This window comes from Acinetobacter sp. SW-226 (assembly GCF_055632855.1).
In genome coordinates this window covers 25313-48600 of record NZ_JBVNBD010000003.1, presented here as the reverse complement: position 1 = coordinate 48600, position 23288 = coordinate 25313, and the positions used below count along the sequence as shown (strand labels likewise).

The following is a 23288-nucleotide window of genomic DNA, read 5'->3' as shown; positions in this document are numbered from 1 at the left end:
TCTGTCTGGGCCCACCATATAAAACAACCACTTACGTGTACTAATCGTAAGTGGTTTTTTGATTTTAAAAAATTAGTAAGCGTATGGTAAGCAAAATAAATCAACTATAAATCATTGGTTATTTTTATCGATTAACAATAGGCTTACTCTAAATAGTGCAGCTCTATAAATTTTTTCTTAAATTCATCCATTGATTGTTGCATTCGGACGAAACGTTTCATTTTTCTTACTTTAATAATCGTTTCTTTTATTTCACTATGAGATATTAACTCTATCCAATTTGTAATAGTTGATTGATTCGGTTGTCGTATATGCAAGAATAGTAAATCCAACAGATAGACAGAACACCATCGAAGGTTATCCAAAATAAACTGAATATTCTGTGTTAAAAACTTGTGTACATTGTTGGCTTGCTCAAATTTTAATTCGTATATACATTTGTAATAGCTATATACGATATATCCAACAAAATCCAAAAAATTTACAAGCATGAAGAATTGAGGCTTTCCCTCCCACTGTCTCCAAATATCACCTGCATTAGATTGAGTTAAATCCATAGGAAGTTTTTTAAGTAAAAAATCTAAATTTTTTTTAGGTAGGGTTGCATAGAATATTTTTAGATCTTCATGTGTTGGAAATCTTTCAAGTAATTTCCAAATAGGATGTTGAAAGTAGACAGATGATTCAGGAATTTTTACCTCGCAAATCTCAAGCGTACTTTTATTTGGTGCAGTTGTGCCTAAACTATATTTATACCAAATGGCTGACTCTTGTTGGTCAAAAAATTCTGAGACTCTATTCGCATTCGCTATAAAAAGTAAATTTTCTGTTTCGGTTGGATCAGGCCCTAATCGAAAGTCCTTATTAATTTCAACAGCGATTCGACGTTTTATACTCACGTTACTACTTATATTTTCATACCAAATAATGGTTCTTAGGTAGTTAATGGCATTTTTTCGTATACGAGACGTTTTGATTTCATTCATGATCATGATTTATGGTCAATTGTCAACTTAAGCAAATAAACTTGAAGATAAACAATACAGCATAAATCAACTAAAAAATACGTAATGTTATTTAAAGGAGCTTCGATATGAAGCCAGAATCATTACTTTGTACTACGGCAGAAGCAGCAAAACTTCTAGGACTTCAGCCTCAGACCTTAAGAAAATGGGCTATCTACGAGACCGGTCCAATTCTTCCAAAGCGTCATGGTCGCTTGTTACGTTGGAATCGGAATGAAATTTTGAAATTTGCAGGTGAAATCAAATAGTTATTTGATTTTATAAAATTAAATCTCTCTCCCTTCCAAAAACTTTAATTCAAGTTTGCTGCTGATAAATTTTAAGCAGTAAGGGAGATTTTTCTTAAAAAAGTTGATGATCTTATAATGTTTGATAATGAAAAAATACTCATAACTACATCTGAAAATTGGGGAGACAGTCTTCCTTCTTGCAAGTCTGATGAAAATAACAACAATTGGATTATCCGATCCAGCACTTTCCAGTAGTTATGAGGGAGGCTATTAAATGTATTTCAGAATATGTTCAATGCCCTATTTCAATGGCTGCACAATGTGTTATCGGCGCAATTTCACATATTGCACAACGGAATGTAAATGCACCTCATCCTTATGTTAAAGATGGCGAACCTTGTTCCCTATTTTTACTTAGTGAAGGACAAAGTGGAAGCCGAAAAAGTAGTGCTAAAACAATTGCTGATCATTCAATCAAGGAGTATGAACGCCTACAATATGATAGATATCGCCGTAATGATCGGCAATGGCAGAAAAAATTTCTTGGTAATGAAAAAAAGAGCATAAATCATGTTTAGCTGAAACTAAAGAACCGAAAGATCCATCAAGTGTATTTAGTGATATCACGATTGAATCTTTACTAGGTTTATATATTGATGGTTTTGTTACAAATGTTTCAATTTCAAGTGATGAAGCTGCTCAATTTTTTGCAGGACATACAATGAAATCCGAAACACGTAACCAAGCCTTGGCAACTTTTACAAAGCTATTCGACGATGGATACGTTGAACGAACAAGATCAAAATCAAATTTAAATGGCAGTGGTAGAGCTTATGATGTGCGACTAACTTTTAATTTACAAGGCCAGAGAGAGGTATTGATTAAAGCTCTTCAGGATCCAGTTCTCAGAGGTCAAGGTTTTTTAGCAAGATTTATTCTTACTGTTCCTGAAAATTTAGCTGGTCAGCGTTTTCAGGATAAAGAACATCAATCTAAAGACATTAACACAGACTCGAGAATGATAATTTATTGGGAACGCTGTAGTGATTTGTTAAATGATTCAAGTGACCACCAACGTTATGTTATTCCGCTCGATGAAGAAGCAAAAAAAGTTGATCTTGCATTCTATAATGAAATTGAAAGTTTGCAAGCGAAAGGAAAGTGTTATGAGTATTTACAAGCTTTTGCTAGTCGTGCAAGTCAGCTCGCACGGCGTTTAGCTACAGTTTTTACTTATTTTCAGGGTGAAGCATTTATCAATAAACAAATATTATTAGCTGCTTGTGATGTAATTCGATTTTCGTTGAATGAGTGGCTTCGATATACAGAAATTGAATTAGATAAAGAAAGTGATGCTGAAAAATTAATTAAAAATTTAATTCGTAAATGTAAACAGAAAAATACTAATCTAATACTCAAAAATTTAGGACTAAAAGGTGCACCATTACATTTGAGGAAAATAAAAGATTTCGATGTGTGTTTAAATGAATTAATTGAATTAAAATATATTCGTTTGAAAATTATTAATAATACGACATATTTAGAGTTAAATCCTGCTTTGTTGAAGTAGTTGCGATATTGCGACTTTTATTTGAAAATTAGACAGTATGAAGCTTTGAAGATCGCAAATGAGTTGCGATTTGTTTACCGATTGCGATTTAGTACAGTTCATACTAAATCGCAGCAGTATTTTTAAATCTTTGCGATATGAATAAATTGGAATAGCAAGGATTTTGGGAAATAATCGCAGAATCACAAATATTTCAGAGAATTTAGTGCATTATTAATTTGTATAAGCTCCGTGCAGCACACGTTTCGCACGCTCAATCATACTTTGGCGTGGATGTGTACGAAATGCCCAGAGCGACGATAAATTGTTATTTTGATTGAGCTTTGCGACTTCAAGAATTTGTTCATCATTCATTTCATGCATGCATTGACGAATGATTCGATGGGCTTGTTCAAGCTCGTTGAGTAAGGAGTTTGCAGTGTCAACAGCAATATAAAGATTGGCGAGTGTTTGACGCTGAGGATTTGAAATTGATTTGCCAAGTTCAACAATCAGTTGCGAGGCTTGTTTTTTAGGTGTGCAAGTGTTTGCACCATGAAGAATTGCGTTCATAGTCTTTCCTTTCGATAAGTTTTAACACTTACCCCCAACACTTTCCTACGGTGATGGTGGTAGCTTTAACAGGGGTAGGAAATACCGCTCGAAAGGTCACGGCCAGCCAAAGGCTGCCCTGCAAAGCTACCATAAAGGCTGCTTAAACAGTAGGCAAAAAAATAGTCGCTAGTGCGACATTTATTTGCACCTTTCGATAATATCAGGTTCCTACGCCTGAACACAGATTTTGCTGTGTACAATTAGCTTAACTGGGTATCACTTGAGCTGTCAACGCAGTGATTGGATCTTTTTACATATCTTAACATTAAATAATTTATTGATTCTGCTGGAGATATTTTAAATTTCTGACGGCTGGGAATATTGTTTTGAACAGTACTTGTGGACGGCTCTATAGACTAAATATTTAATTTTTAGCTCTCAATAATTCTGTAAAAAATAAGAAATCATCAAATCTAAAGTGATTCTCTAAAAGAATAAAATGAATAAATTATCGATTGTTTAGGGCTTCAACAACCATTAAGACTTTCTCTAAGCCTTCTCTGGTTTGAATTTGCTGAATCGGGACACCATCGGTTGCGGTATTGAATGCATTCATAAAATAATCAATCCATTCAGAATCACCGCCCGTTAACGTAGATAAGCTTTGATAAAGGCGAATCAGTAATAATCCATATTCACCTTGTGGGGATGCGGGTTCTAATACAGCTGAGAATTCGATTTGGTTCATCGACATGAGATCGAGACCCATCACAGTAGCCAGTTGAGTATTGCTAAGACCAAGTAAATTCGCGGTTTTCAAGACGGCTTCAAATGAGCGCATGACAACACAGCTTGTTTGTAATGCGCTAAATATGGCTATTCACAATCAAAAACCAACCAAAGAAATGATTGTGCATTCAGACAGAGGAAGTCAATATTGCAGCCATGAATATCGAAATATACTTGAGCAATATGGTTTTCAAGGTTCAATGAGCAAGCGCGGAGACTGTTACGATAATGCACCGATTGAAAGCTTTTGGGGAATATTGAAAAATGAGTTAGTGCATCATTACAACTATCAAACTAGAGAAGAAGCCAAAGCAGATATTATAAAATACATTGAGTTATTTTATAATCATCGAAGAATTCAAAAGGGTTTGGGTTTTAAGACACCAAATCAAATGGCCGAAGATAACACTAAATATAAAAAAAATGGAAGAATAATTTACTAAGTTATTGTTTTTAAGTTGATCCTTGTTTTATATGGGGGTGATAATAACTTCTGATTACTAGTTTTTACCTTAAATATACCGATTGAAAGATTCATTTAAAGGCTATGAATACATGAGTTTTACAGTTTGGCTAGGTCAGCATGAGTACTTTTCACAAGATTTAAGATCGACCATGAACGTGATTAAGTTATAGGGGATTGATGAAATAGTTTTTATGAATTTCTGGCTTTCTGGGCTGATTTTATCAAATTCATGTCTATGCAAAATTGCGACATATTTCTCGTGCTGGTAGTTATCCAGAGTTTGGTCTGCATCTATCCATAGTGCAGACCTTTTTTTGGTGACAGTTTTTTCTTAGTGATTTTCGATCTGGATGTAGTGATTTCACGTTTGCAGAATATATCTTGGCGGTGATCCATCTAATATTCGTGATTATAAAGAGAGCTAATTCACAGGTTCTACAGATTATGTAGCGACTAACTATATCAAAGTCTATTTGCAGTTGATGGTTGGCGCTTAGTTTATATTTACGCTTAGGTTTCAGTTAAAAAATCAATATTCTGTTGAATCCGTGATTGAATCATCTGTAGGGTAGATTCTCGAATTTGATGGGGATACAGGCGCTGCGCAATTTGACTAAATTGAAGTGCAATTTCACGCATGGTCAAGATGATCTCATCGACTTCTAGAGTAGTCAGATTAGCTTCTGAAGTACCGAGTTTATGTATGTCATTTCGGGAAATATTGAGCGCTTCTCCCATAATGTCCATTTGATGATAACCACCTGGACCCTCGCAGAAGGTCACATCATAGGCTGGAGCCAATTTCCATTGACCATTTTTCTCCATGAGAAATGAAAAGTTCTTAGTATGGTCATCCCGATTATTGAAAAGCACATTAAACACAGCACGTTTAAAAGCATGCAATCTTTCTCGTACATCTTGCGTACACATCAAGGTTGCCCGGAGAAAATTGCGATAGTCTAGGCTACCTGGAACTTTATAGTCTGCTCCTGTATATGCAGCCAAACTCTGCATTGGAATCCGCATACCATTTTGACGATCGAATCGTTTAGAAGCAAAAGCCGTTAAACCATTGGGCAAATTAAAGAAATGGGTATCTGGAGTCTCAATTGCACAAAGTCGCAAACATTCTGCATAGACGGCTTCAATGGCGCAGACTTCAGGATGCTCTTGCTGAGCAGGAAACTTAATCAGCCAGGCTTCATGTTGATCAGAATCTTGAGTCGAAAACTCTAAATTGACAGGATCTCGGTAAACCAACGCTTTTGGTCTGGCACCTTGAGGGGAGCCACCCATGACCAATAAATGCTGTAGAAATTCACCACCTTCACCTTTGAGTACTTCTTGAACTTCCTGGGCTAGTTGTTGTAAAGGGATATTTTCTGAGGTTTGCATGTCAGCAACACAAGGTTCAAAGGAGAGGGCACCCATTGCGTGACTACTAATATAGGTCAGACGCTCCAAAGGTCCAATTCGTGCTGAATTTAAGCCAATTTTTTTGAAATATCGATCCATCAACATCATGCCCCAACCATCTGGTAAAGCGTCATAGACTGGACCTGGGAGTCCCATTTGATGAGTAGGAAAACCTTGTCTGAATGGTAGACCTTTTAAAGGCAGCAAGTAAGAAGAGAGCTCAACACCTTGCTGTATTGCTTCTGGACTATATTCAAAAGCAATGGTGGGTCTACCTGTCGTGGCTGTTGAACTAATCAGCGTTCCCCATAACCATGATTCGCCCCAACCGTTGTAATAAACATTAAGTCTATTGAGCATTATCCCTTCCTCTTAATACGGTGGCGCTTACTTTGACTCTCATAGTGAAGAATGTCATTCACACTGTTAAGCTGAGGTTTAAATAGTTCCTGAAGTTCGTTTAATCGACCCAAGACCATTGCAATACGGACTAAATTTTCAACAGATACATTTCGTCCCGCTTCAAGATTCGAAACTGTATTCACGCCGACACCAGCGCGTGCTGCTACCTCAGCTTGAGACATCTCCAGAAAGAGTCGTTGCTTACGTAAACGCTCACCTAAAAGAGTCACAACTTCTTCTGGTTTAGTGAAATATAAATCCATTAAATTGGGTCTTAAGAATGAATAATTTAATTAAATCACAAAATAATGGAATTAATCTATAGCTATAGTGTGGCTAAGGAGGGCTTTGTTGCACAGCACATCAGAAGGGTAGGTATAGTCCTTGGGTATCGGTTACAGAAAATCATCAGGATGTACTTTGACTGATTGTTGATACGGAGATTTCAGTATTTTCATTTTTCCTAATAGGTCACATTACTTAGAAAGGGTTCTTCGAAAATTAGTTCATACTTTAAAAATCCTATAAATATTGAGGATATTTTCTTAATGCTTTCAATATAGCATGCGGCTATATGTAACTCGAACGGGCTTAATCTGCCTTTCAGTATAAATTTTTTGGGCGTGAGAGGGGAGAGGTGTGAGGGCAAGCAATTTATATCGTGGATACTTCTAAATTACTTATGTAATAGAAGGTGGTAAACATGGATTTAGAGGTAATAACACTAAATATAAAAAAATTGGAAGAATAATTTATTAAATTATTGTTTTTATGTGGTTATTGGTGATGTTATGAATAATAATAACTTTTTCTTGATGAATTTTACCTAAAAAAATTGATCAGATAATTTTCTTTAAATGTCATGCATACATAAATTTGACAGTTTGAAGGGATCGGTATGTGCATTTTTCATAAGGTTAAAGATCGACCATAAATGTGATAAACGGCAGAGGATCATTGAAAAATGAATGGATTTAAACACTACATGTATGCACGAAAAAAAGTATCGCTGCGGTTCTGCTGACAGGCTGTATTGAGCATTGAATGCAAATGATGTAGTAATTGTCTACAGGCTATAGGACCAGCATGAAGAAGAATGAAATGTAGTTGCCAATTTATAACCTTGGTTGAAAAGCATAGCATTGTTATTCGGAGAAGTGAGGTAAGCCATCCTTCTCTTATTCATTTAAAATGATTCTTACTCAACTGATCTCGACTCATGGGCTGGTTCCAATTAGACGGATAATAACTTCCATCCCCTATCTTTTTCTTACCACATTTCTTGCATTTAATCCCTTCTTTGGAGATTTGATTCAGCATCACTGTTGTCGGTTGAATCAAATCAATGACATAGTTCGTTGGTTCAGGAAAAGCAGAAGAGGCTGCTTTATTGCAAAAGAGAACATTCGGATCAAATGGATTGGATTGCACAAAAGCCATGATACAGCCACAGAGTAATTCACCTGCATGTAATCTGTAACATCCATTCAGGTCATCAGACGAAGATTAATCTGAAATTTAAGCACTAAACGCCATAAATCTATGTATGGGCAGACTTTTTTGAGACATATGTTGATAAACATGCGGCAAGTTACATTGCTTAAAAGTCTATCTAAGTTAACGATCTATTCAATTCTGGATAAGTAATCTGAATATTACGATCCTAAATTACCCGAAGAGTATTAAGATTTCTAAGAATCGTGATTGTTGGTTTATTTGGGAAATTAATCAGTGGATTGAAGCAAAGATGATGGCTCATTAAGGATTGTGGGCTTCGACTACTTAAATTTTAGGTATTTTGAATAAAGCATATTTCAAAAATCTTAATTAATGGATTTAAATTACCATAAAAACCTTCAATATTGGCTTGAATCCATTGTTGTTGAGAGTCAATGCGAGACCAATCTAACAGAAAACTAAAAAAAAGTGGAAGAATTTTTAAAATTTAGACCACCCATGATAAGTAAACCATATGTATTTGTTGATAATTGTAATTTTGAGAAAATTTAGTTGATAAATTAAATGAATTTTAATATACAAAGATATGCTCATTTTTTATATCGATAAAAATGTTAAAATTTGACTATTTAGTAAAAAATATAGAGATATTTATGGGGCAATTTATCATGCCCTTTTGCTTTGAGCGACAAAATGTTCAATTTAAGATAGTAAAAATTAACTCAGAACTACTGAAAATCAAAAAGATTAAACAGAGCCAGAAAGTAGTAGTACAAGCAAAGTTCAAAATAATCTATGTGAAAATTTGGCAAAAAATATTGCTATTAATGCAAACGGAGCCATGCTTACGTGTACATTCTAATTATGTTGCAATCTTACAGTTGATACATAATCTTGATGATTTTATCGAAAAATCACAGCAACACTTGTGCTTTGAGAGAAAAGCTCAGAAAGAGCTGGATGCTAAATTTTTTGCTCGATTTTTTAAGCTGACAAAAAATTCAATAAAAGATCAACTCATACCAAATTGTGCGGATTTAAATGAATTTTACACATACAACTCGATAAAAATTTAATTGAAAATGAATATGCAAATGACTGAACGAGAAAAGCGATTTTTAGAGTTAGCAGAAGAATTTCAACAAGATTATTGTCTGCTACGTGATGAAGTTGTGAATACACAATTTCTCGATCTATCGAGATGATTTGTATGAAAAAGTTCATGCGCTATATGAGAAGGCGCAACAGATATACGGCTATATATCTAGTACGAGGCAAATTGGTAATTATTATTTGCTAGCTTGTTTAAGTTATTTTGCATCTCCTGATACTAGTAATACGCAAAATTTAACGTCTCAACGTTATCTGATTCTGCAAGCAAGTTTTTTAACTTATCGACATTACCAAGATTTTTCAAAAATTCCTAAAGGTGAGAATAAGAAAAAACAGGTCTGTGATCTCTTGCGTTATGTATCACGATATGTGCTGCATTCTAGTAATGCTGAATTATTTGAAGAATGCAGTAAGCTATTAAATCGTTATGTCATGTACGAACGTAGCTTGAAAAACGAGGATCGTAATCAACTTTTTAATATTAATGATTTTCAAGAAATAAAAGTAATTGAATATTTATCGGCACTATTGATCATATTTATACGACTAGATGATCGTAGTGTTGTTCTTCGTCAACGTAAGTCAAAAGAACGGAAAGCTTTACAATGGCCAACTAAAAACGAAGTCAGAATATTTCGTGAAATAAAATCAGGTAAGCAAGAAGATGTCGGATATAACGCAAAAATCAGTTTTCATGATGCCGCTCTTCACAAAGATGAAGATGGTGAAATTGAGCTTGCAGACGCTGAAGTAGAGTTATATTCAGAAGATGAAAAGACTAAACAATTTAATCATATAATTAGTGATTATGTTGCGCATTACACGCGTCATCGCCAACGCCGTCATGCTCCTTTTGTTACAAATCCACATTATTTGGCGCCAGATATACTGAAGCAAATTGTTTATGTGTTGAGAACCGAGTTATCCGGGCACTGGAGGGATGCTGCAATCGCTGCAGCATGTTTATTGTCACTTTTGACGGGATTATCACCCGTCGCACTGATGGATTTTAACGAGCTTATTCAAGATGGAATTTTGATCCAGAATGGTTCAAGTAGACGTCGCGAATATTTACTCAAATTAAATCTTAAAATTACAGAGCAGAAGATTAAGAGCTTAAATCATGTGCGGTGGAATGAAGTGATGACACATCAACTACATTTACCTTCTGCTTGGTTTGACTATATAGAACAAGCATCGAATCCACTAATTTCATCAACACACATTAATACGAAACTTAAGAATTGGCTTGATAATCGGTTTGTAGGTTCGATCACTGTAGAAAAACTGCAGGCTCAATTATATTTTCATATATATTATGAAACATATAATGAATATCTTGCTCATGTAATTGCTGGGCGGGATAGTCAGCATCACATGCCTGGTATCTATTATGGCGGGCTACCGAAAACTCAACTCAGTAGCACATATCTAGCCTTTTTAGAAAAAGCACTTACACCACATTCCACACATTTTACTGAAGACACGGCTGAACTAAAAATATTGCAACAACAATTCAAAGTGCAATCTGCATTATCTATAGGAAGGATAGGGAGCCAACTGGCACTTGAACCCAATTTTGTGAAAGAGCAATTCCATATTTTACATAGACATTGTCACGAAAACATCCAAGAAGATAAGCACATTATTAATCAACTTAATGCATATGCGTGTTGGATGTGGCATATCAGTTTGTTGAGTTTGGCAAGTCGGCCTAAAAAAAACCTGTTGGGGAATTTGGATGATTATTGTGTTGAGCTCAAGCTTTTATATGTGAATGATAAAAAAAATAGTAAAGCAAGAAAAGATGGTCGTTTTATCCCTTTATCTGATTTTTTCATAAAAACACTGCAAAATTACACTGCCTTTTTAGAACAAATTATTGAAGCGTACGGTTCATTTTTTAGACAAGTCTTTGCAAAGAAGAAGATAACTGTAAATGATCTTTTTGGTAAGGTCATTTTTAGTAAAGATATCTTGCCGATAACTGTCAAAGAATGGCAGAGCAGGAAAATTAAGTTAATCCCTTTATCGAGAAAATGGGTGAATTCATATATGCAAGGAGTCTTTCCAAAGAATATGTATTCGAATTGGTTACGTCATTTTGACATGAACTTTTTGATGCATGAGCAGCAAGAGGGTAAACCAGCATTAGCTTTTCACTTAATTCAGGCCCTGTATGGTCATGACCAACGTGACCGAGAGGCTTTTCATCCGCATTCTTCACTTATCCCGAATGTCTATGTACAGCAAGCCCGCCAGCAATTGCAAGATAATGTCAAATCTTTATCGATTAAACACTTAGAGCGAAAATAGTTGTATGCAAAAAATCAAAGAACTAATAAAACCACAACTAGATGATCTATTTGTTGATATTCATAAAATGGTGAAAAAGTCGCTAGATAGACAGCCTTCTCCACCTGAAGTATTGACGAAAGAAATGCAGCAAAAACTTGATCAGCAGATCGCTGAAAAATGGCATGACATTAAAGATAGTGTTGATTGTTTGAGTCAAAAGTTGAGCCGAGACGAACAATCAAAACTGATGCAATTTACTGAAGATGAATTTAATAAAAGAAGGAAGCAATTCAACCAGAATGTAGATAAAAAAATCATACAGAATTAAGCTAAATCCACATACTAAACGGATCGTACTGCCTAGAAAAATTGAGAGTACAGAGTCACGGTTAGAACAGGGGCATCTACATATCCATGTACTTAAGGAATTAAGGCAGTATTGGCAAGATTCATTTGAATATTGGAATGAACCAAAGTACTTATGGGGAAATTTATGCTTAAGTTTTATATATATTTCAGGCTGTGCAGATGAACAGCATTTGATTGCTATTCAGAAGCAATTGCAGGAGGCCATTGAGCTTGGTACAGATCTGAATTGTTTTCGGTTATACCATTCGGACTACAAAAAAATCACTAATCCATTGTTACTACATTATCGTGTTGAAAACTCTCAATATGGCAACGATGTAGAACAGGGAAAGTTGTACCAATGGAAACATGTTTTTTTTAACCCATATGCGCAGTTCATTTTGCAATATTTAAAAAAGTTGAAAGCTACTCAGAAAGAATTTTGTCTGCAACATTCAGTTGAAGATTGTATTTTAGAAAGCTTGAGTAAGATAGGCAGGAAAAAAAGTCTTGGGGATCTGCAATATCAAATTAAACGCCGTGGATTTCGTGCATTTAATGATGTGCAAATGGTACTCGAATTTAATCCAAACCTCAGCATAGATATATTTTTGAGTAATGTGCTTCAGCAAGAGATTAATACTGTTGCTTTAAGGCCATCCGAATTTAGATTGCTGTGGAATAATGATTACAATCAAGTCACAGAACCAGATAATCGCCCTATTCATTTTGAACAAGAGCAGTTACTTCCTGAAGTTCCGACTGTTCAAAGCAAATTACAAACGATTCCGTATGAGTTGATGTTGTTTGGTCAAAAGAAACGTAAAGGTCAAAAAGTTGAGCGTTTAGATAAAAAGAGGAATAAAGAAGAACGCACGCTACGTTTTTGGCAAGAAACTAGAAGGGTGTTAGAGGAGAAGATAGTTGATGCTAATACGGAGGAAAAGTCTTTAATTGATGCTCAACTACGCTTAATTCACTGGTTAATGCATTTAAAAAAACGAGGGCTTCAATTATCAACTATTGAAAGCTACTTAGGATCGTTTGGCAAAGAATTTATATTTGAGATTTGGCTCAATAAATTAGATTTAAAGCAACAATCCATAGATGACTATGAGGATTTATATCGGCAGCTATTGAAATACAGCAGTGAACGTGATGAAAAAGCAGTTCAACGAGATTCGGTGAAAGGAAAAACCTCTCGTAAGATGCACCAAAGCGCAGAATACCGTTTTGGTCGCCTAAAAGATTTTCATCAATTCTGTATAGAGAATTATGATGCTCCAGGGGTATTGGTGTTACAGAATTCAAGTTTTAAGCATTTACAAATTTGCAATGCACGGCTAGTGAGTCCTTTGCTATTTGGCAAATTATTGGAAAAACTAGAAAATTTAAGTCAAGAGCCAACGGCATCAGAGTGGGTCGATCATCTGAGTTGTTTAAAGCTGATGTATTTACTAAGTTATAGAACTGGACTTCGATTAAATGAAGTTCGTTGTCTTAAAATACAAGATATTATTTGCCCAGAGCTACTTTATAAAGAAAAAGAAAATACAGTTTTTAATAATATCACGCTTCATATCCAAGACAATTCATATCGCCGTCTGAAAACGCGAAGTGCGAATCGTCAAATACCATTGAAAATTGCATTGTCAGAACATGAGTTTTTAGTAGTACAACGTTACATACAACATCGTTATGAGCAATATTTGGTTAATCAGCAGGATGATCTACTTTTTAGTGTGAATCATCGTGTATTAACTGATCAATGTATCAGCAAAATTACAGTAGATTTGTTTAGTCAAATATTAGGTATGCATCATGGCTTTAGTTTTCATACATTACGCCACAGTGCTGCTAACTATCTAGCAATAACTTTGCTCGGTTCAAAAGAAATGATCAAGACCTACACAGATTGTCCTTGGGTAAAAGCAAAAAAGATGAGGGATTTATTGTTTGGTATGAAAGCACGTGCTCAAGAAGAGATTATTCAACATAAATGGCAGGTGCTCGCCTCTTGGATGGGGCATAGCAGTATTGAGCAAACGGCTTCAAATTACCTTCATGTTTTGGATTTATTAGCAGTCGATCGAATTTATAATTCGCCGTGTATCATTTCAAAAAAAGTATTAGAACAGTGTTTTAGTCCAGTGAAGTCAAGTACAGACTACATAAACCTAAATCGTTATACTCAGCAGCAGAAATGGTTTAATTCTTATCAGCAAACACAGCCAGTTACGATGGCTGGCCGACAAGAAAAGAAGTTTAGTATAGAGAAGAGTACTCTGACACCTTTTCAACGTTTGATAAGTTTTAGAGAAGGTCGTTTAAGCGAAGATACCCAAGCTCAAGAATGGATGCAACGATGTCAATGGATGAGCACTAAATGGATGGATCGCCAAAAATTTAATTTAAAAACGAATTATGTTTATAGTAAGAATTTAGAAGAGAGTTGGTTTGATGAACTTTACGAAAAGGCTAAAAAACTGACTCGTCCAGATGAAATAATTCCTCTCCTTGATTTTCATTATAAAGATGATAGGCAGCAAGATGCACTGAAAGAAAAGAACATGGTTAAGGCGCTTAAAATATTATTATTATTTGGAAAACTGCGTAAGAATTTTCTACATTTTCAATGCCGAATGAAAGGTGATGAGCAACAAATTGTTAATTTTATTACTGGTATAGAGCCAATGTTAGGAGATCATCTGTATTTAGAAAAACAAAACTACCCAGTTAATTTGGATGCTCCTGAGCGAACCGTTAAATTTAGTTTTCAAAGAGTTGTCGGCTCTAACAAAAAAAATGTTACTCCGCTGGTTATATTTAATTTAATGTTAAAAATGATGCAAAAAGATGAACTCTGGATCAAATAGCCTAAGCAAACTGAAAAGGGGGAATTGTTTAAAAATCTCTCTGGTTATAAGTAAACTGTCTTTATGAAAAGCATCATACTAACTTTGATTCATAATAAAGGGAATTTAAAAGCTTTAGCATCACAATTTGGTCACTGGATTTTAGACAATAGTGTAAAGATTAGCACTTTGGTAAATCGATGAGCTAAAGTGTTGTAGTCCAAACTCGATCTGACAATTACCCATTTTTTAGTGTGCCCGTCAGGTTAAATTTGAACTGAATTTTTCTCAGCCCAAATTCATTTCCAATCAAGTTATGTTTCAAGTGGCGTGCGAACACTGCACAATTTAATTCACGGTGCCTAAGACAGGTATCAACTTCGGACCAGCCATTCTAGCTTTGCTAATGATTTCCACCAGCTCATCATAAGTCAGTTCAAACTTATCCTCACTATCAAATACATAGACCATATTCTTGCCTTCATGTTCAGGTGGAGTAGGTGGTACAAATCGTTTCGGGATAAGAATTTGTGCGAGTTGTTCGTCAGTTAATTTAAATAAGTGCATGTTTTTATCCTACTCTTGGTAAGTCAGACCATTTGGTTAAATACGAAGGTGATCTAAGGTTTTGATTCATGTGCCATGTGGCTTCTTTATTGTTGGCAATGCCTAGCGTGACGAGATTCTTCCCAAACCGTTCACTGATGGCTTCGATGGCATCTGAAAGCCTTTCTCGCTCTTGCTTATGTGAATAGTCCGTGAATAGATCGGGCACAAACTTGGATTGATCTGTAATTTCGAGCAGCACGATTCCCGCCTTTTTATACTTAAAGCCTTTCTTAAATATCTGATCGATGCCTTTCATCGCGGCCTTGGTGATGAGCAGTAGATCATCCGTATGCTCATGCATTTGAACGACGATGTAAGGCGAGTAGCGCTCTGTCTTATCAAAGCGACTGGTTTGGATATACACGCCGATCATCTTGCAGATTGAGCCATCTTCCCGCATTCGTTTCACGGCTCTGGCCACATAAAGCCGAACCGAAGCTTTAATGTCATCCATTTCATACACTGGGTTGCCATATGAACGGCTGCTGATGATTTGCTTCTTCGCTACAGTATCATCACTAAGGTCAATACAAGAAAGGCCCTGTAGCTCAAGCACCGTCTTTTCCATCACGATACTAAACTGCTTTTTGATTTCTTTAGGATTGGCATTGATCAGATCCAGCACAGATTGAACACCCATAGTATTGAGCTTCTTACAGTTCTGTCTGCCTACGCCCCAAACCTCAGACACATCAACCTGCGCGAGTAGCGTTTCTGTAGAGCATGGGTCCATATGGGCCAGATTACAGACCCCATTGAAGAACTTGTTTTTCTTGGCGAGATGATTGGCAATCTTTGCTTCGGTTTTAGAGCGACCAATTCCAATACAGCAGGGTAGGCCTAACCAACGCCAAGCCTTAGCCCTCATGTCTTGAGCATATACAGTCAGGTCAAATAGATGCTCGTAAGCTGTGAGCTTCAGAAAGCATTCATCAATGGAATAGACCTCTTGATCTCCTGGTGCAACATAGTCCCCAAGCAGCTCCATAAAGCGCTTGGACATTTCGCCATATAAGGAGAAATTACTGGATAGCACCTGAATGTTATGTTGTTTGATCAGCTCTTTAATTTGGAATACAGGAACACCCATCTTGATGCCTAAGTCTTTCGCTTCCTGGCTTCTGGCCACGGCACAGCCGTCATTGTTGCTGAGCACAATGGTTGGGCGATCATTCAAGGCAGGATTAAACACACGCTCACACGAGACGTAGCAATTATTCATGTCGACTAACGCGAATATTTCATTTTCACTTTGCATGGTTATTCTTCTTTTTATGAGCGGTGATAAATACGCTTTAAATTAAAAGTCACCACACCCCAGATTGATATGGTCTGACTATCATCAGGAATGATGTGATTGTAATTCGAATTTTCAGCCTTCAACCAAAGTTCTGGAAGCGGATAATCTTCATCTCCAAATATTTCTTTGATTTCAGACTTGGACATCTTATTGGTGATCATCAGCCGCTTAATGGTCGAGGCATTGTCATCAATCAGGGCAACCACGATATCGTAATGCTTGGCTTCAATACTGCGATCAATAATGATTGGATCATTAATCTCTAGGCCAGCATCGAGCATGGATTCACTGTCTACATAGGCAATAAAAGTAGAAATAGGGTTGTGAATCAGGAACTCATTCAGATCGAGTGCTTTGTCTTGCTCATCCTTGGTGCTGAAGGCCGGACCTGCAGGAATACGCTCTAAAGAGACGGGAATAGATACTTTGGATTTGGGTAGGACAGCAGTAAGCCCTAATTTTTCAACAAGCTCATTTTGAACAGCGATTTGTTCAAGCACGGTGTTGATGGTAGGACTTGGTTTACCCTCTGGACCCATGAGCTCTTGTAAAGATGACCATGCGTCGTCAGAGAAGTAAATAGGCAACTTCTTAGACATGAGATACTCCTACGCTACGAGGCGTGTTTGGAAGTAGAATTTGTTTAAATACGATATTACTAACAGCGTTTAAAATTCAAATTAAAAAGTTGTGGATAAACAAGGATGCGTCAGAATAAGACGTTTTGTTTCTGCTCATCGCGTGGAAATGTGACGAATTCATCGGGCATTTGAAAGAAATATTCATGCGCATGTTCATGATCGGCTGTTAGCCAGTCTTTTCTGTACTGTTCTGGAATAACGATGATGGATCGCTTCTCATCCTTCGGTGCATGGAATTGTTTCATAAAAGGGTGATGGTCCGAATTGATGGTCAACATTGAAAAGGAACGTACCTTATTGCCATTAATCACTGCATCATCATAGATCCCTGCAACAGTAAAAGGCTGATCATCTTTACGCTTGATGGTGTACCAGTGTGGCTTGCCATTGATGTATTTCGGCTCATAAAATTCTTGTACTGGGACTAGGCAGAACTTGCTGTACTTCCAAGCATGTCGAAAGCTAGGCTTATCTGCTACAGACTCAGTTCTGGCGTTATAAGTATGACTGCTGAACTTCAATTCTTTCGCCCAGCTCGGTAGTAATCCAAACTTTGCAATATCAAGCTCTAAGTGATCTGAGCCGTTCAGAATGATTGGAGCATGATAGGAAGGGAATACATGATCCTTAAGCTCAAGATCAAACTGGCTTGTATCGACACCTAAGAGTGTCAAATTTCTTTTATTTGGAAATAGGTAATTTGAGCACATAGCCTGATCACATAACTAAAGAATTTATCTGAAATTGTATACGATGCTTTATGGAACACATGGGATTTATGGTGTCAGTTCAAGTAGGCTATATGAAAAAAGTCATGATGGGGCAAGTTACATTTTCAGTTAAAGTATGACTTATGGGATGCAAAACTACGTTGGGCGTGAAGTCATAAAAAAATTAATCAGGATTTTGCATAAATAGTGCGCCGTAAGGCGCATTATTTTTAAGGAAGGTTTGTATTACTCGACAATATATAACTTATGTTTTTTCTTCGGGGGCTCAACTTTAGCTAAAGCATCAAATGTTAATTGATTAAAATCTTCTTCAGAGATTCCAATTTCATCAAGCATTTTATTTTTATCAAAAGATGGTTGTGAGGCTAAAACAGAGATAATTTTGGGCAACATCAAACTCTCATCTCGATGAGTTTCTTCAGGTTCATTAATGTTGTAGCCCAACGAATTGATCTTTATAGAGTTACTACGATTAACCCAATCACTAACTAATCCCAGCTTGTGAGCTTTATAGTTAATAGCCTTCAGGGATGTTCGCCAAATCTTTTTATACTCAATCATATTTTCTAGTGAAAAATAGCGTGGAGCAGTAGAAAGAAATGCATCTGTTGGCATTAAAAATTCAGATGAAAATTGATCCGCTTCAGTTTCGAGAACACGATTATCTTTCTCGACACGAATTTTTTTGTTATGCGTATGCATAACGATATGACCAAGTTCGTGTGCACAATCGAAGCGGGCTCTTTCGGCAGACTTAAATGTATTTAGAAATATGAAAGGGCTACCACTTTCATCATCAAAAAAAGATAGTGCATCAATTTCTCGAATTTCAGTCGGTAATCTAAAGACACGGATTCCCTTTAGCTCACACAACGAAACAATGTTATTAATAGGTTGATTACCTAAAGCCCATAAACCTCTCAACTCTGACGCTAGGTGATCGGCATACTTAGATTCACCCAAAAACTCAGTAATATCTAAATCAGGACGGTGAAAAGTAGGTAACTTTACTTTCTGATTTAAGTACTTGTTAATATTTATTGCTAAAAGAGTATATGCCTCATTAGCTTTTCTATGCTGTGCTTTAATACGAGCAACCGATCTATAGAAGATTTGGTCTGTTTCATGTGGTTGTGTGTCATTACCTGCAAAGAATGACTTGGGTAAATTTAATACACGGCATATATCATCTTGATCATTTTCATTGATTTCTTTATCCACGTCTAAAAGTTGCTTTACCTTAGAGATAGAGCAACTCAATTTTTCTGCGAAATCGGTATTGCTAAGTCCTCGTAATTCTTTAGCAATACGTAAACGATCTTTATTAAACACATTAACCTCAGATTAAACTACAAGCTGAATATCAAAATCATCTGGTTTAATTTCATTAGATGGTTCCAATACTGGCTTAGGATCAGTTTTTACAGGAACTGTATTATCTATTTCAAATGCAATTCTGCAAGTATGGTCACTTGGTAAAATTGAAATTTTTTTCGCTTTTAAGTCCTGTACGAAGCTAGTTGGGTATGCAAATTCAAAAGGAATATTTGGGATATCAATGTCTTTATAGGCTGGATGTGATGCTGAAGGAAAGTATAAAATCCATGTTCTCAATTTTGTCTCATCATCATAAGCAGACTGATTCTCCTTAATATTATTTAATGTCATTAATCCTTTTTCACAGTGTGCTGATACAACTTGATCAGCTAACCCCAATGCAATATTCCCGCTCATAAAGATAATTTGTATTTTCTTTACTGTATTCTCAATTCTTGGCTGGCTGTCATTGTGGAATATCCAAGCAGGATCAGATTGTCGAAGCAGTAAAGCAATCTGTTCTCCAATTTTTCCCCATCGTGCAATAAAGCGTGCACGGTTATAGTGAGTATTTGTTCTATAGTCAGCATCACCGATCATAATTGCGTTTCTGACTAACTCGAGATCAGGTAATCCTAACTGTTTAGCTTTTTTGATAGCATTTTCACCTTTGAAAAAATCACATGGCGTGGGTTCAGAAGGTTGGATTGATTCTTCATCAAGGAGATTTAAATTCATCTTAAAAGTTATCCTAAAGTAGCGAATGTCTTTTTTATAACATCTTTTGATGTTTTAAAAAAGACATTTTTATAAATGTGTGCTATCTTCACTTACAACTTGATAATAAGAATTTTGGAGAAGAGACGTTGAGTAACTTATTAATTAATCATAAAAATTGTCCTGAATGCGGTGGCCGTATCAAAGGCTATTATTACTACTGTGGGCAGTGTGGTAGTCAAAATGTTGTAAACTGGAAGCACACGGGGATATTTTTGTTGATTGCTGGAAAGATTTTTCTGGTTGCTATGCTTTTTTTGCTAAAAAATTTTGTTCAAATCCATTTTTTTCACAAGTTTCATTGTGCTAATTTTTTAAATAATTCATAGAGGTTGATAGTAAAATGAAAGTTAAAGATTTAATTAAATAATTAGAAGAGTTTGATCTGGAATTAGATGTTTTAATTGCTAATGAAGAGAACAAAATCATTGGCATAAAAACCCTAGCCCGATTCTTTGAAATAAGCTATGTTTCTTTTGTTCATCCAGAGACACAAAGAAATGATATGGAAAGAAATGTTGAATTTACCTTTTTAGGAATGTCGACTAAAGACTCTAGAGTTATTGTTTTTATTGACGTTGTTCCATAATTTTCAAGTAGTCAAAATGAGTATACAATATTCATGTGATGCAAGAAGATACAACTGGATAGGATGGGCCCATAAGTATTTGAAGCTGCCTCGTGTATGATCATGGGGACTGTCCAAACAAACGGCTTTTGAGAGTGCTGCCTGATACGAAAAATAATATCCAAGAGATGCTAGCGGTAAATTTAGTGTAAAATTTAATGCTAGCCATCATTAAAACTTATTTAAAAATATGAAGTTATATCGCACAGATTGGAATATGTTTCCTAAAACGGTTATTGACCGTGGTCTTGGAGATGCAACCTCTCATTACATGTATGAAGCTGCTAAAGCAGGGGATGTTGAAAGTGCGTATATTTTAGCTAAAGATTTAGTTTCGGATGAGGCGATTGCTGAACTAGAAAGAATTATCGATGGTCGGGAAACTATTATAGTACCTGTACATGCTGAGGAAGCAGTCGGTCGTAATATGATTCCTTTAGCTACTTCAGCAGTTATAGCAAAGAAACTTGGGCTTGAAGTTGATACGAATATAGTTCAAGCTATAAAAGTATCAAGAACTGGCGGTGATGGGTGGCATAGATTAGCCAACCCACCAGCATTTGATGGGACAATAAACAATGATAAATGTGTTATTATTGTTGATGATACCCAGACCCAAGGTGGTACTTTTGCAGCATTAAAAGGTCATATTGAAACAACTGGGACGAATAAAGTTATTGGAGCATATGCACTGACGGGTAAACAATACTCATCACAATTAGCTCTAAGTAAAGAAACTCTTCAGCAATTGAGGGATGTATATGGTAATCTTGAAGCATGGTGGAAATCGATTTACGGGTACGATTTCGAAAGGCTCACAGAGTGGGAAGCAAAGTATATCCTCAACTCTCGTAAAACAGCTGACGAAGTCCGAGATAGAATCATTGCGTCAAAACAAACGTGATGCTTATGCACTTATGATGAAAATGAATTAATTATTATTTAATTAAGTTAAAAGACTGCTATATAGCGGTCTTTTTTGTTTTTGAGCTCTACAAATTTTAATGAGATACATATAGTTACTTTTATAAAAATGATAATAAAGGGTAGAGGAGGTCATCTAAGAACTTAAAGCACAAGACTTATTTAACATTGATTACAGAAAAAGTGAGTTGTTGGGAACTAAAAGTAGAAGTGGTACTTAAACTGGTTACTAGTTACAGATTTATATTAATAATAAAGATATAAAACAATATTTTACAAATCTATATGATGCGTATCATACGCATCATATATAAAGCTTTCTATTTTGATATAATTGATCCAATCAACCCCTTATTAGGTTTCATTTAAATTCCATGAGTCTTACTGAAATTAAAGTTCGCCAAGCTCATTGCAAGGAAAAAACTTGTTTTTATCTGATGAAGATGGACTTAGCCTGAAGATTGAGCCGAATGGAAGAAAATCTTGGTGCTATCGCTATACAGATCCACAAATAAAAAAACGTCGCCGCATTCAGTTAGGACTTTATCCTGATTTATCACTGAAAAAGGCACGACAAGTCAGAGATGATTTTAAAGACAATAATTTTAGTTTTGAAAAAGATACTATTTCTAATGTAATTACTTTTCGTAAAGTAGGGGAGGAATGGCTACAGTTCAAACTTAAGAATGCATTTAATGATTTACCCCGCTGCGGTGTACTACAGTTAGCAGAAAGATGTTTACAGCAAGATATTTATCCAGACCTTCAGGATTTACCTTTTCAAAACATCAAGCGTTATGACCTGGTTTCAGTAATCAAAAAAATAGAGGGACGCCAAGTAAAAGAACCTGTCAAGAAAGCTTGTAGTTATTTGAACCAAATTTATGACTACGCTGTAGCGATGGGTTATTGTGAATTCAACATCGCGCATGGTTTAAATAAAATCGCCATTAACAGTAAAATCAAGAAGAATTATCCGTATTTGAAAGCGGAGGATATATCAGATTTTAAGAAAAATTTATTAAAATTGGATGCCCATCCGATTATTAAAAAAGCACTGCTGTTCAAATTACATACTGGCGTGCGAGGGGCTGAATTGTTATTGGCTGAGCCTCATCATTTTGATTTAAATGAAAAAATCTGGAAAATACCTGCCTTGCATATTAAACAGTTTCGACGAAAAGTCATATTAGGCCATGAGATTCCCGACTTCTTAGTTCCACTTTCAGATCAGGCTTTAGATATTTTAAAAGACGTCATGCAATGGTCATACGGTGAAAAGTACATTTTTGCTAGCCCACGGAAACATAATCAACCGATTCATTTTAATACATTAAATATGGCTATACGTAAGATGGGCTATGGAAAACATCAATTATCCTCTCATGGACTACGTTCCACTTTTAGTACCATTTTGAATGACTCAGGTTTGTTCCAGGATAACTGGATTGAGGCACAACTTTCACATATTGATAAGAACCGTACCCGTGCCAGCTATAATCACGCTGACTATTTAGCCCAGCGGACTGAAATGATGCAGTGGTGGGGTGATTATTTAAGTAATGGCTAGGTGATTATCATACTTTTATATAGAAAAACTCTCCAACATGGGCATCAAATACTTTGGTTACCACCTCTGTCCTAACCTTAATCCTATTGAAAAAAATGTGGGCATGGGTGAAAGCAAAAAGGAAAAAATGGTTGGTTAACTCAATAGATAAGCTTTTTAGTCGTTTCTTTAACGAGTGTATGAGTAATTAAGCGGTTTGACTATAATTGAGAGTTAATAACAACTGATTCTATATATCTAAAGTATGAGGACGGCCTGATTTCTTTTTGAGTGATTCTGCTTTTTCT

At 35.9% G+C, this 23288-nt stretch carries 17 protein-coding genes and 5 pseudogenes; 9 read left to right on the top strand and 13 right to left on the bottom strand.

Annotated features, from left to right (window positions below; genetic code table 11):
- Positions 1-143 precede the first annotated feature (143 nt).
- The gene (locus tag ACZ8ZH_RS19420) at positions 144-992 is read right to left on the bottom strand and encodes a hypothetical protein (RefSeq protein WP_058971439.1); all 849 of its coding nucleotides are present in this window, start codon (positions 990-992) and stop codon (positions 144-146) included.
- A 101-nt stretch (positions 993-1093) separates the two neighbouring features.
- Between ACZ8ZH_RS19420 and ACZ8ZH_RS19415 the strand changes: the two genes are divergently transcribed.
- The 3 genes from ACZ8ZH_RS19415 (at position 1094) to ACZ8ZH_RS19405 (ending at position 2825) form a co-directional block, all read left to right on the top strand.
- A complete protein-coding gene (locus ACZ8ZH_RS19415) occupies positions 1094-1273 on the top strand; it encodes a helix-turn-helix domain-containing protein (protein ID WP_043974900.1) in 180 nt (59 codons plus the stop codon).
- 206 nt (positions 1274-1479) lie between these two features.
- Complete coding sequence (locus ACZ8ZH_RS19410; RefSeq protein WP_470247964.1) at positions 1480-1833, top strand: DUF3987 domain-containing protein; 354 nt, start codon at positions 1480-1482, stop codon at positions 1831-1833.
- A gap of 44 nt (positions 1834-1877) precedes the next feature.
- The gene (locus ACZ8ZH_RS19405) at positions 1878-2825 is read left to right on the top strand and encodes a DUF3987 domain-containing protein (RefSeq protein WP_470247965.1); all 948 of its coding nucleotides are present in this window, start codon (positions 1878-1880) and stop codon (positions 2823-2825) included.
- Between the two features lie 213 nt (positions 2826-3038).
- Here the strand turns inward: ACZ8ZH_RS19405 and ACZ8ZH_RS19400 are convergent, their stop codons facing one another.
- Positions 3039-3377, bottom strand: a complete 339-nt coding sequence (locus ACZ8ZH_RS19400; RefSeq protein WP_058971435.1) for a hypothetical protein — start codon at positions 3375-3377, stop codon at positions 3039-3041.
- A gap of 490 nt (positions 3378-3867) precedes the next feature.
- Positions 3868-4200 carry an antitoxin Xre/MbcA/ParS toxin-binding domain-containing protein gene (locus ACZ8ZH_RS19395; RefSeq protein ID WP_058971433.1) on the bottom strand — a complete coding sequence of 111 codons (333 nt, stop codon included), beginning with the start codon at positions 4198-4200 and terminating at the stop codon, positions 3868-3870.
- On the opposite strand from ACZ8ZH_RS19395, the pseudogene ACZ8ZH_RS19390 reads away from it, so the two are divergent.
- A pseudogene (locus ACZ8ZH_RS19390) lies at positions 4190-4591 on the top strand (IS3 family transposase); the annotation flags it as partial. The gene ACZ8ZH_RS19395 and the pseudogene ACZ8ZH_RS19390 overlap by 11 nt on opposite strands.
- Before the next feature lie 533 nt (positions 4592-5124).
- Here ACZ8ZH_RS19390 and ACZ8ZH_RS19385 read toward each other — a convergent pair.
- The 4 genes and pseudogenes from ACZ8ZH_RS19385 to ACZ8ZH_RS19370 all read right to left on the bottom strand — a co-directional run.
- Complete coding sequence (locus ACZ8ZH_RS19385; RefSeq protein ID WP_000934717.1) at positions 5125-6390, bottom strand: type II toxin-antitoxin system HipA family toxin; 1266 nt, start codon at positions 6388-6390, stop codon at positions 5125-5127.
- On the bottom strand, positions 6390-6695 hold the full coding sequence (locus tag ACZ8ZH_RS19380) for a helix-turn-helix domain-containing protein (protein ID WP_470247963.1): 306 nt from the start codon (positions 6693-6695) through the stop codon (positions 6390-6392). Before ACZ8ZH_RS19380 ends, ACZ8ZH_RS19385 begins: the two co-directional genes overlap by 1 nt.
- Positions 6696-7614: 919 nt before the next feature.
- Positions 7615-7872: a hypothetical protein gene (locus ACZ8ZH_RS19375; protein WP_004726728.1), complete on the bottom strand. Its 258-nt coding sequence runs from the start codon at positions 7870-7872 to the stop codon at positions 7615-7617.
- A 349-nt stretch (positions 7873-8221) separates the two neighbouring features.
- Positions 8222-8341 (bottom strand): annotated as a pseudogene (locus ACZ8ZH_RS19370) (cell filamentation protein Fic); the annotation flags it as partial.
- A 160-nt stretch (positions 8342-8501) separates the two neighbouring features.
- Here ACZ8ZH_RS19370 and ACZ8ZH_RS19365 point away from each other — a divergent pair.
- The 3 genes and pseudogenes from ACZ8ZH_RS19365 to ACZ8ZH_RS19355 all read left to right on the top strand — a co-directional run bounded on the left by ACZ8ZH_RS19365 (position 8502) and on the right by ACZ8ZH_RS19355 (position 14525).
- The gene (locus ACZ8ZH_RS19365; RefSeq protein WP_235831650.1) at positions 8502-8966 is read left to right on the top strand and encodes a hypothetical protein; all 465 of its coding nucleotides are present in this window, start codon (positions 8502-8504) and stop codon (positions 8964-8966) included.
- Between the two features lie 12 nt (positions 8967-8978).
- Positions 8979-11319, top strand: a pseudogene (locus tag ACZ8ZH_RS19360) (hypothetical protein).
- 4 nt (positions 11320-11323) lie between these two features.
- A pseudogene (locus ACZ8ZH_RS19355) lies at positions 11324-14525 on the top strand (tyrosine-type recombinase/integrase).
- A 327-nt stretch (positions 14526-14852) separates the two neighbouring features.
- Here the strand turns inward: ACZ8ZH_RS19355 and ACZ8ZH_RS19350 are convergent.
- From ACZ8ZH_RS19350 to ACZ8ZH_RS19325, 6 genes are all read right to left on the bottom strand, one after another.
- Positions 14853-15071 carry a hypothetical protein gene (locus tag ACZ8ZH_RS19350; RefSeq protein ID WP_000550047.1) on the bottom strand — a complete coding sequence of 73 codons (219 nt, stop codon included), beginning with the start codon at positions 15069-15071 and terminating at the stop codon, positions 14853-14855.
- A 4-nt stretch (positions 15072-15075) separates the two neighbouring features.
- Positions 15076-16371, bottom strand: coding sequence for a Y-family DNA polymerase (locus ACZ8ZH_RS19345; protein WP_287691793.1), 1296 nt, complete (start codon positions 16369-16371; stop codon positions 15076-15078).
- Positions 16372-16385: 14 nt separating this feature from the next.
- Entirely contained in the window at positions 16386-17012 is a 627-nt protein-coding gene (locus tag ACZ8ZH_RS19340) for a LexA family protein (protein ID WP_000038641.1), read from the bottom strand.
- Positions 17013-17122: 110 nt separating this feature from the next.
- A complete protein-coding gene (locus ACZ8ZH_RS19335) occupies positions 17123-17764 on the bottom strand; it encodes an SOS response-associated peptidase (RefSeq protein ID WP_002046584.1) in 642 nt (213 codons plus the stop codon).
- Positions 17765-18010: 246 nt separating this feature from the next.
- The gene (locus ACZ8ZH_RS19330; RefSeq protein ID WP_000482094.1) at positions 18011-19117 is read right to left on the bottom strand and encodes an ImmA/IrrE family metallo-endopeptidase; all 1107 of its coding nucleotides are present in this window, start codon (positions 19115-19117) and stop codon (positions 18011-18013) included.
- A gap of 12 nt (positions 19118-19129) precedes the next feature.
- The gene (locus ACZ8ZH_RS19325) at positions 19130-19840 is read right to left on the bottom strand and encodes a hypothetical protein (protein WP_001052588.1); all 711 of its coding nucleotides are present in this window, start codon (positions 19838-19840) and stop codon (positions 19130-19132) included.
- An 857-nt stretch (positions 19841-20697) separates the two neighbouring features.
- On the opposite strand from ACZ8ZH_RS19325, the gene ACZ8ZH_RS19320 reads away from it, so the two are divergent.
- Entirely contained in the window at positions 20698-21411 is a 714-nt protein-coding gene (locus tag ACZ8ZH_RS19320) for a phosphoribosyltransferase (RefSeq protein ID WP_001986287.1), read from the top strand.
- A 394-nt stretch (positions 21412-21805) separates the two neighbouring features.
- Positions 21806-23001 (top strand): annotated as a pseudogene (locus ACZ8ZH_RS19315) (tyrosine-type recombinase/integrase).
- Positions 23002-23288: the final 287 nt, after the last annotated feature.

What these genes read in the sequence shown, in the direction of transcription:
- ACZ8ZH_RS19420 (WP_058971439.1), bottom strand. Translation starts at nt 992, where the DNA reads ATGATCATGAATGAAATCAAAACGTCTCGTATACGAAAAAATGCCATT.
- ACZ8ZH_RS19415 (WP_043974900.1), top strand. Translation starts at nt 1,094, where the DNA reads ATGAAGCCAGAATCATTACTTTGTACTACGGCAGAAGCAGCAAAACTT.
- ACZ8ZH_RS19400 (WP_058971435.1), bottom strand. Translation starts at nt 3,377, where the DNA reads ATGAACGCAATTCTTCATGGTGCAAACACTTGCACACCTAAAAAACAA.
- ACZ8ZH_RS19395 (WP_058971433.1), bottom strand. Translation starts at nt 4,200, where the DNA reads ATGCGCTCATTTGAAGCCGTCTTGAAAACCGCGAATTTACTTGGTCTT.
- ACZ8ZH_RS19385 (WP_000934717.1), bottom strand. Translation starts at nt 6,390, where the DNA reads ATGCTCAATAGACTTAATGTTTATTACAACGGTTGGGGCGAATCATGG.
- ACZ8ZH_RS19380 (WP_470247963.1), bottom strand. Translation starts at nt 6,695, where the DNA reads ATGGATTTATATTTCACTAAACCAGAAGAAGTTGTGACTCTTTTAGGT.
- ACZ8ZH_RS19375 (WP_004726728.1), bottom strand. Translation starts at nt 7,872, where the DNA reads ATGGCTTTTGTGCAATCCAATCCATTTGATCCGAATGTTCTCTTTTGC.
- ACZ8ZH_RS19365 (WP_235831650.1), top strand. Translation starts at nt 8,502, where the DNA reads ATGTTAAAATTTGACTATTTAGTAAAAAATATAGAGATATTTATGGGG.
- ACZ8ZH_RS19350 (WP_000550047.1), bottom strand. Translation starts at nt 15,071, where the DNA reads ATGCACTTATTTAAATTAACTGACGAACAACTCGCACAAATTCTTATC.
- ACZ8ZH_RS19345 (WP_287691793.1), bottom strand. Translation starts at nt 16,371, where the DNA reads ATGCAAAGTGAAAATGAAATATTCGCGTTAGTCGACATGAATAATTGC.
- ACZ8ZH_RS19340 (WP_000038641.1), bottom strand. Translation starts at nt 17,012, where the DNA reads ATGTCTAAGAAGTTGCCTATTTACTTCTCTGACGACGCATGGTCATCT.
- ACZ8ZH_RS19335 (WP_002046584.1), bottom strand. Translation starts at nt 17,764, where the DNA reads ATGTGCTCAAATTACCTATTTCCAAATAAAAGAAATTTGACACTCTTA.
- ACZ8ZH_RS19325 (WP_001052588.1), bottom strand. Translation starts at nt 19,840, where the DNA reads ATGAATTTAAATCTCCTTGATGAAGAATCAATCCAACCTTCTGAACCC.
- ACZ8ZH_RS19320 (WP_001986287.1), top strand. Translation starts at nt 20,698, where the DNA reads ATGAAGTTATATCGCACAGATTGGAATATGTTTCCTAAAACGGTTATT.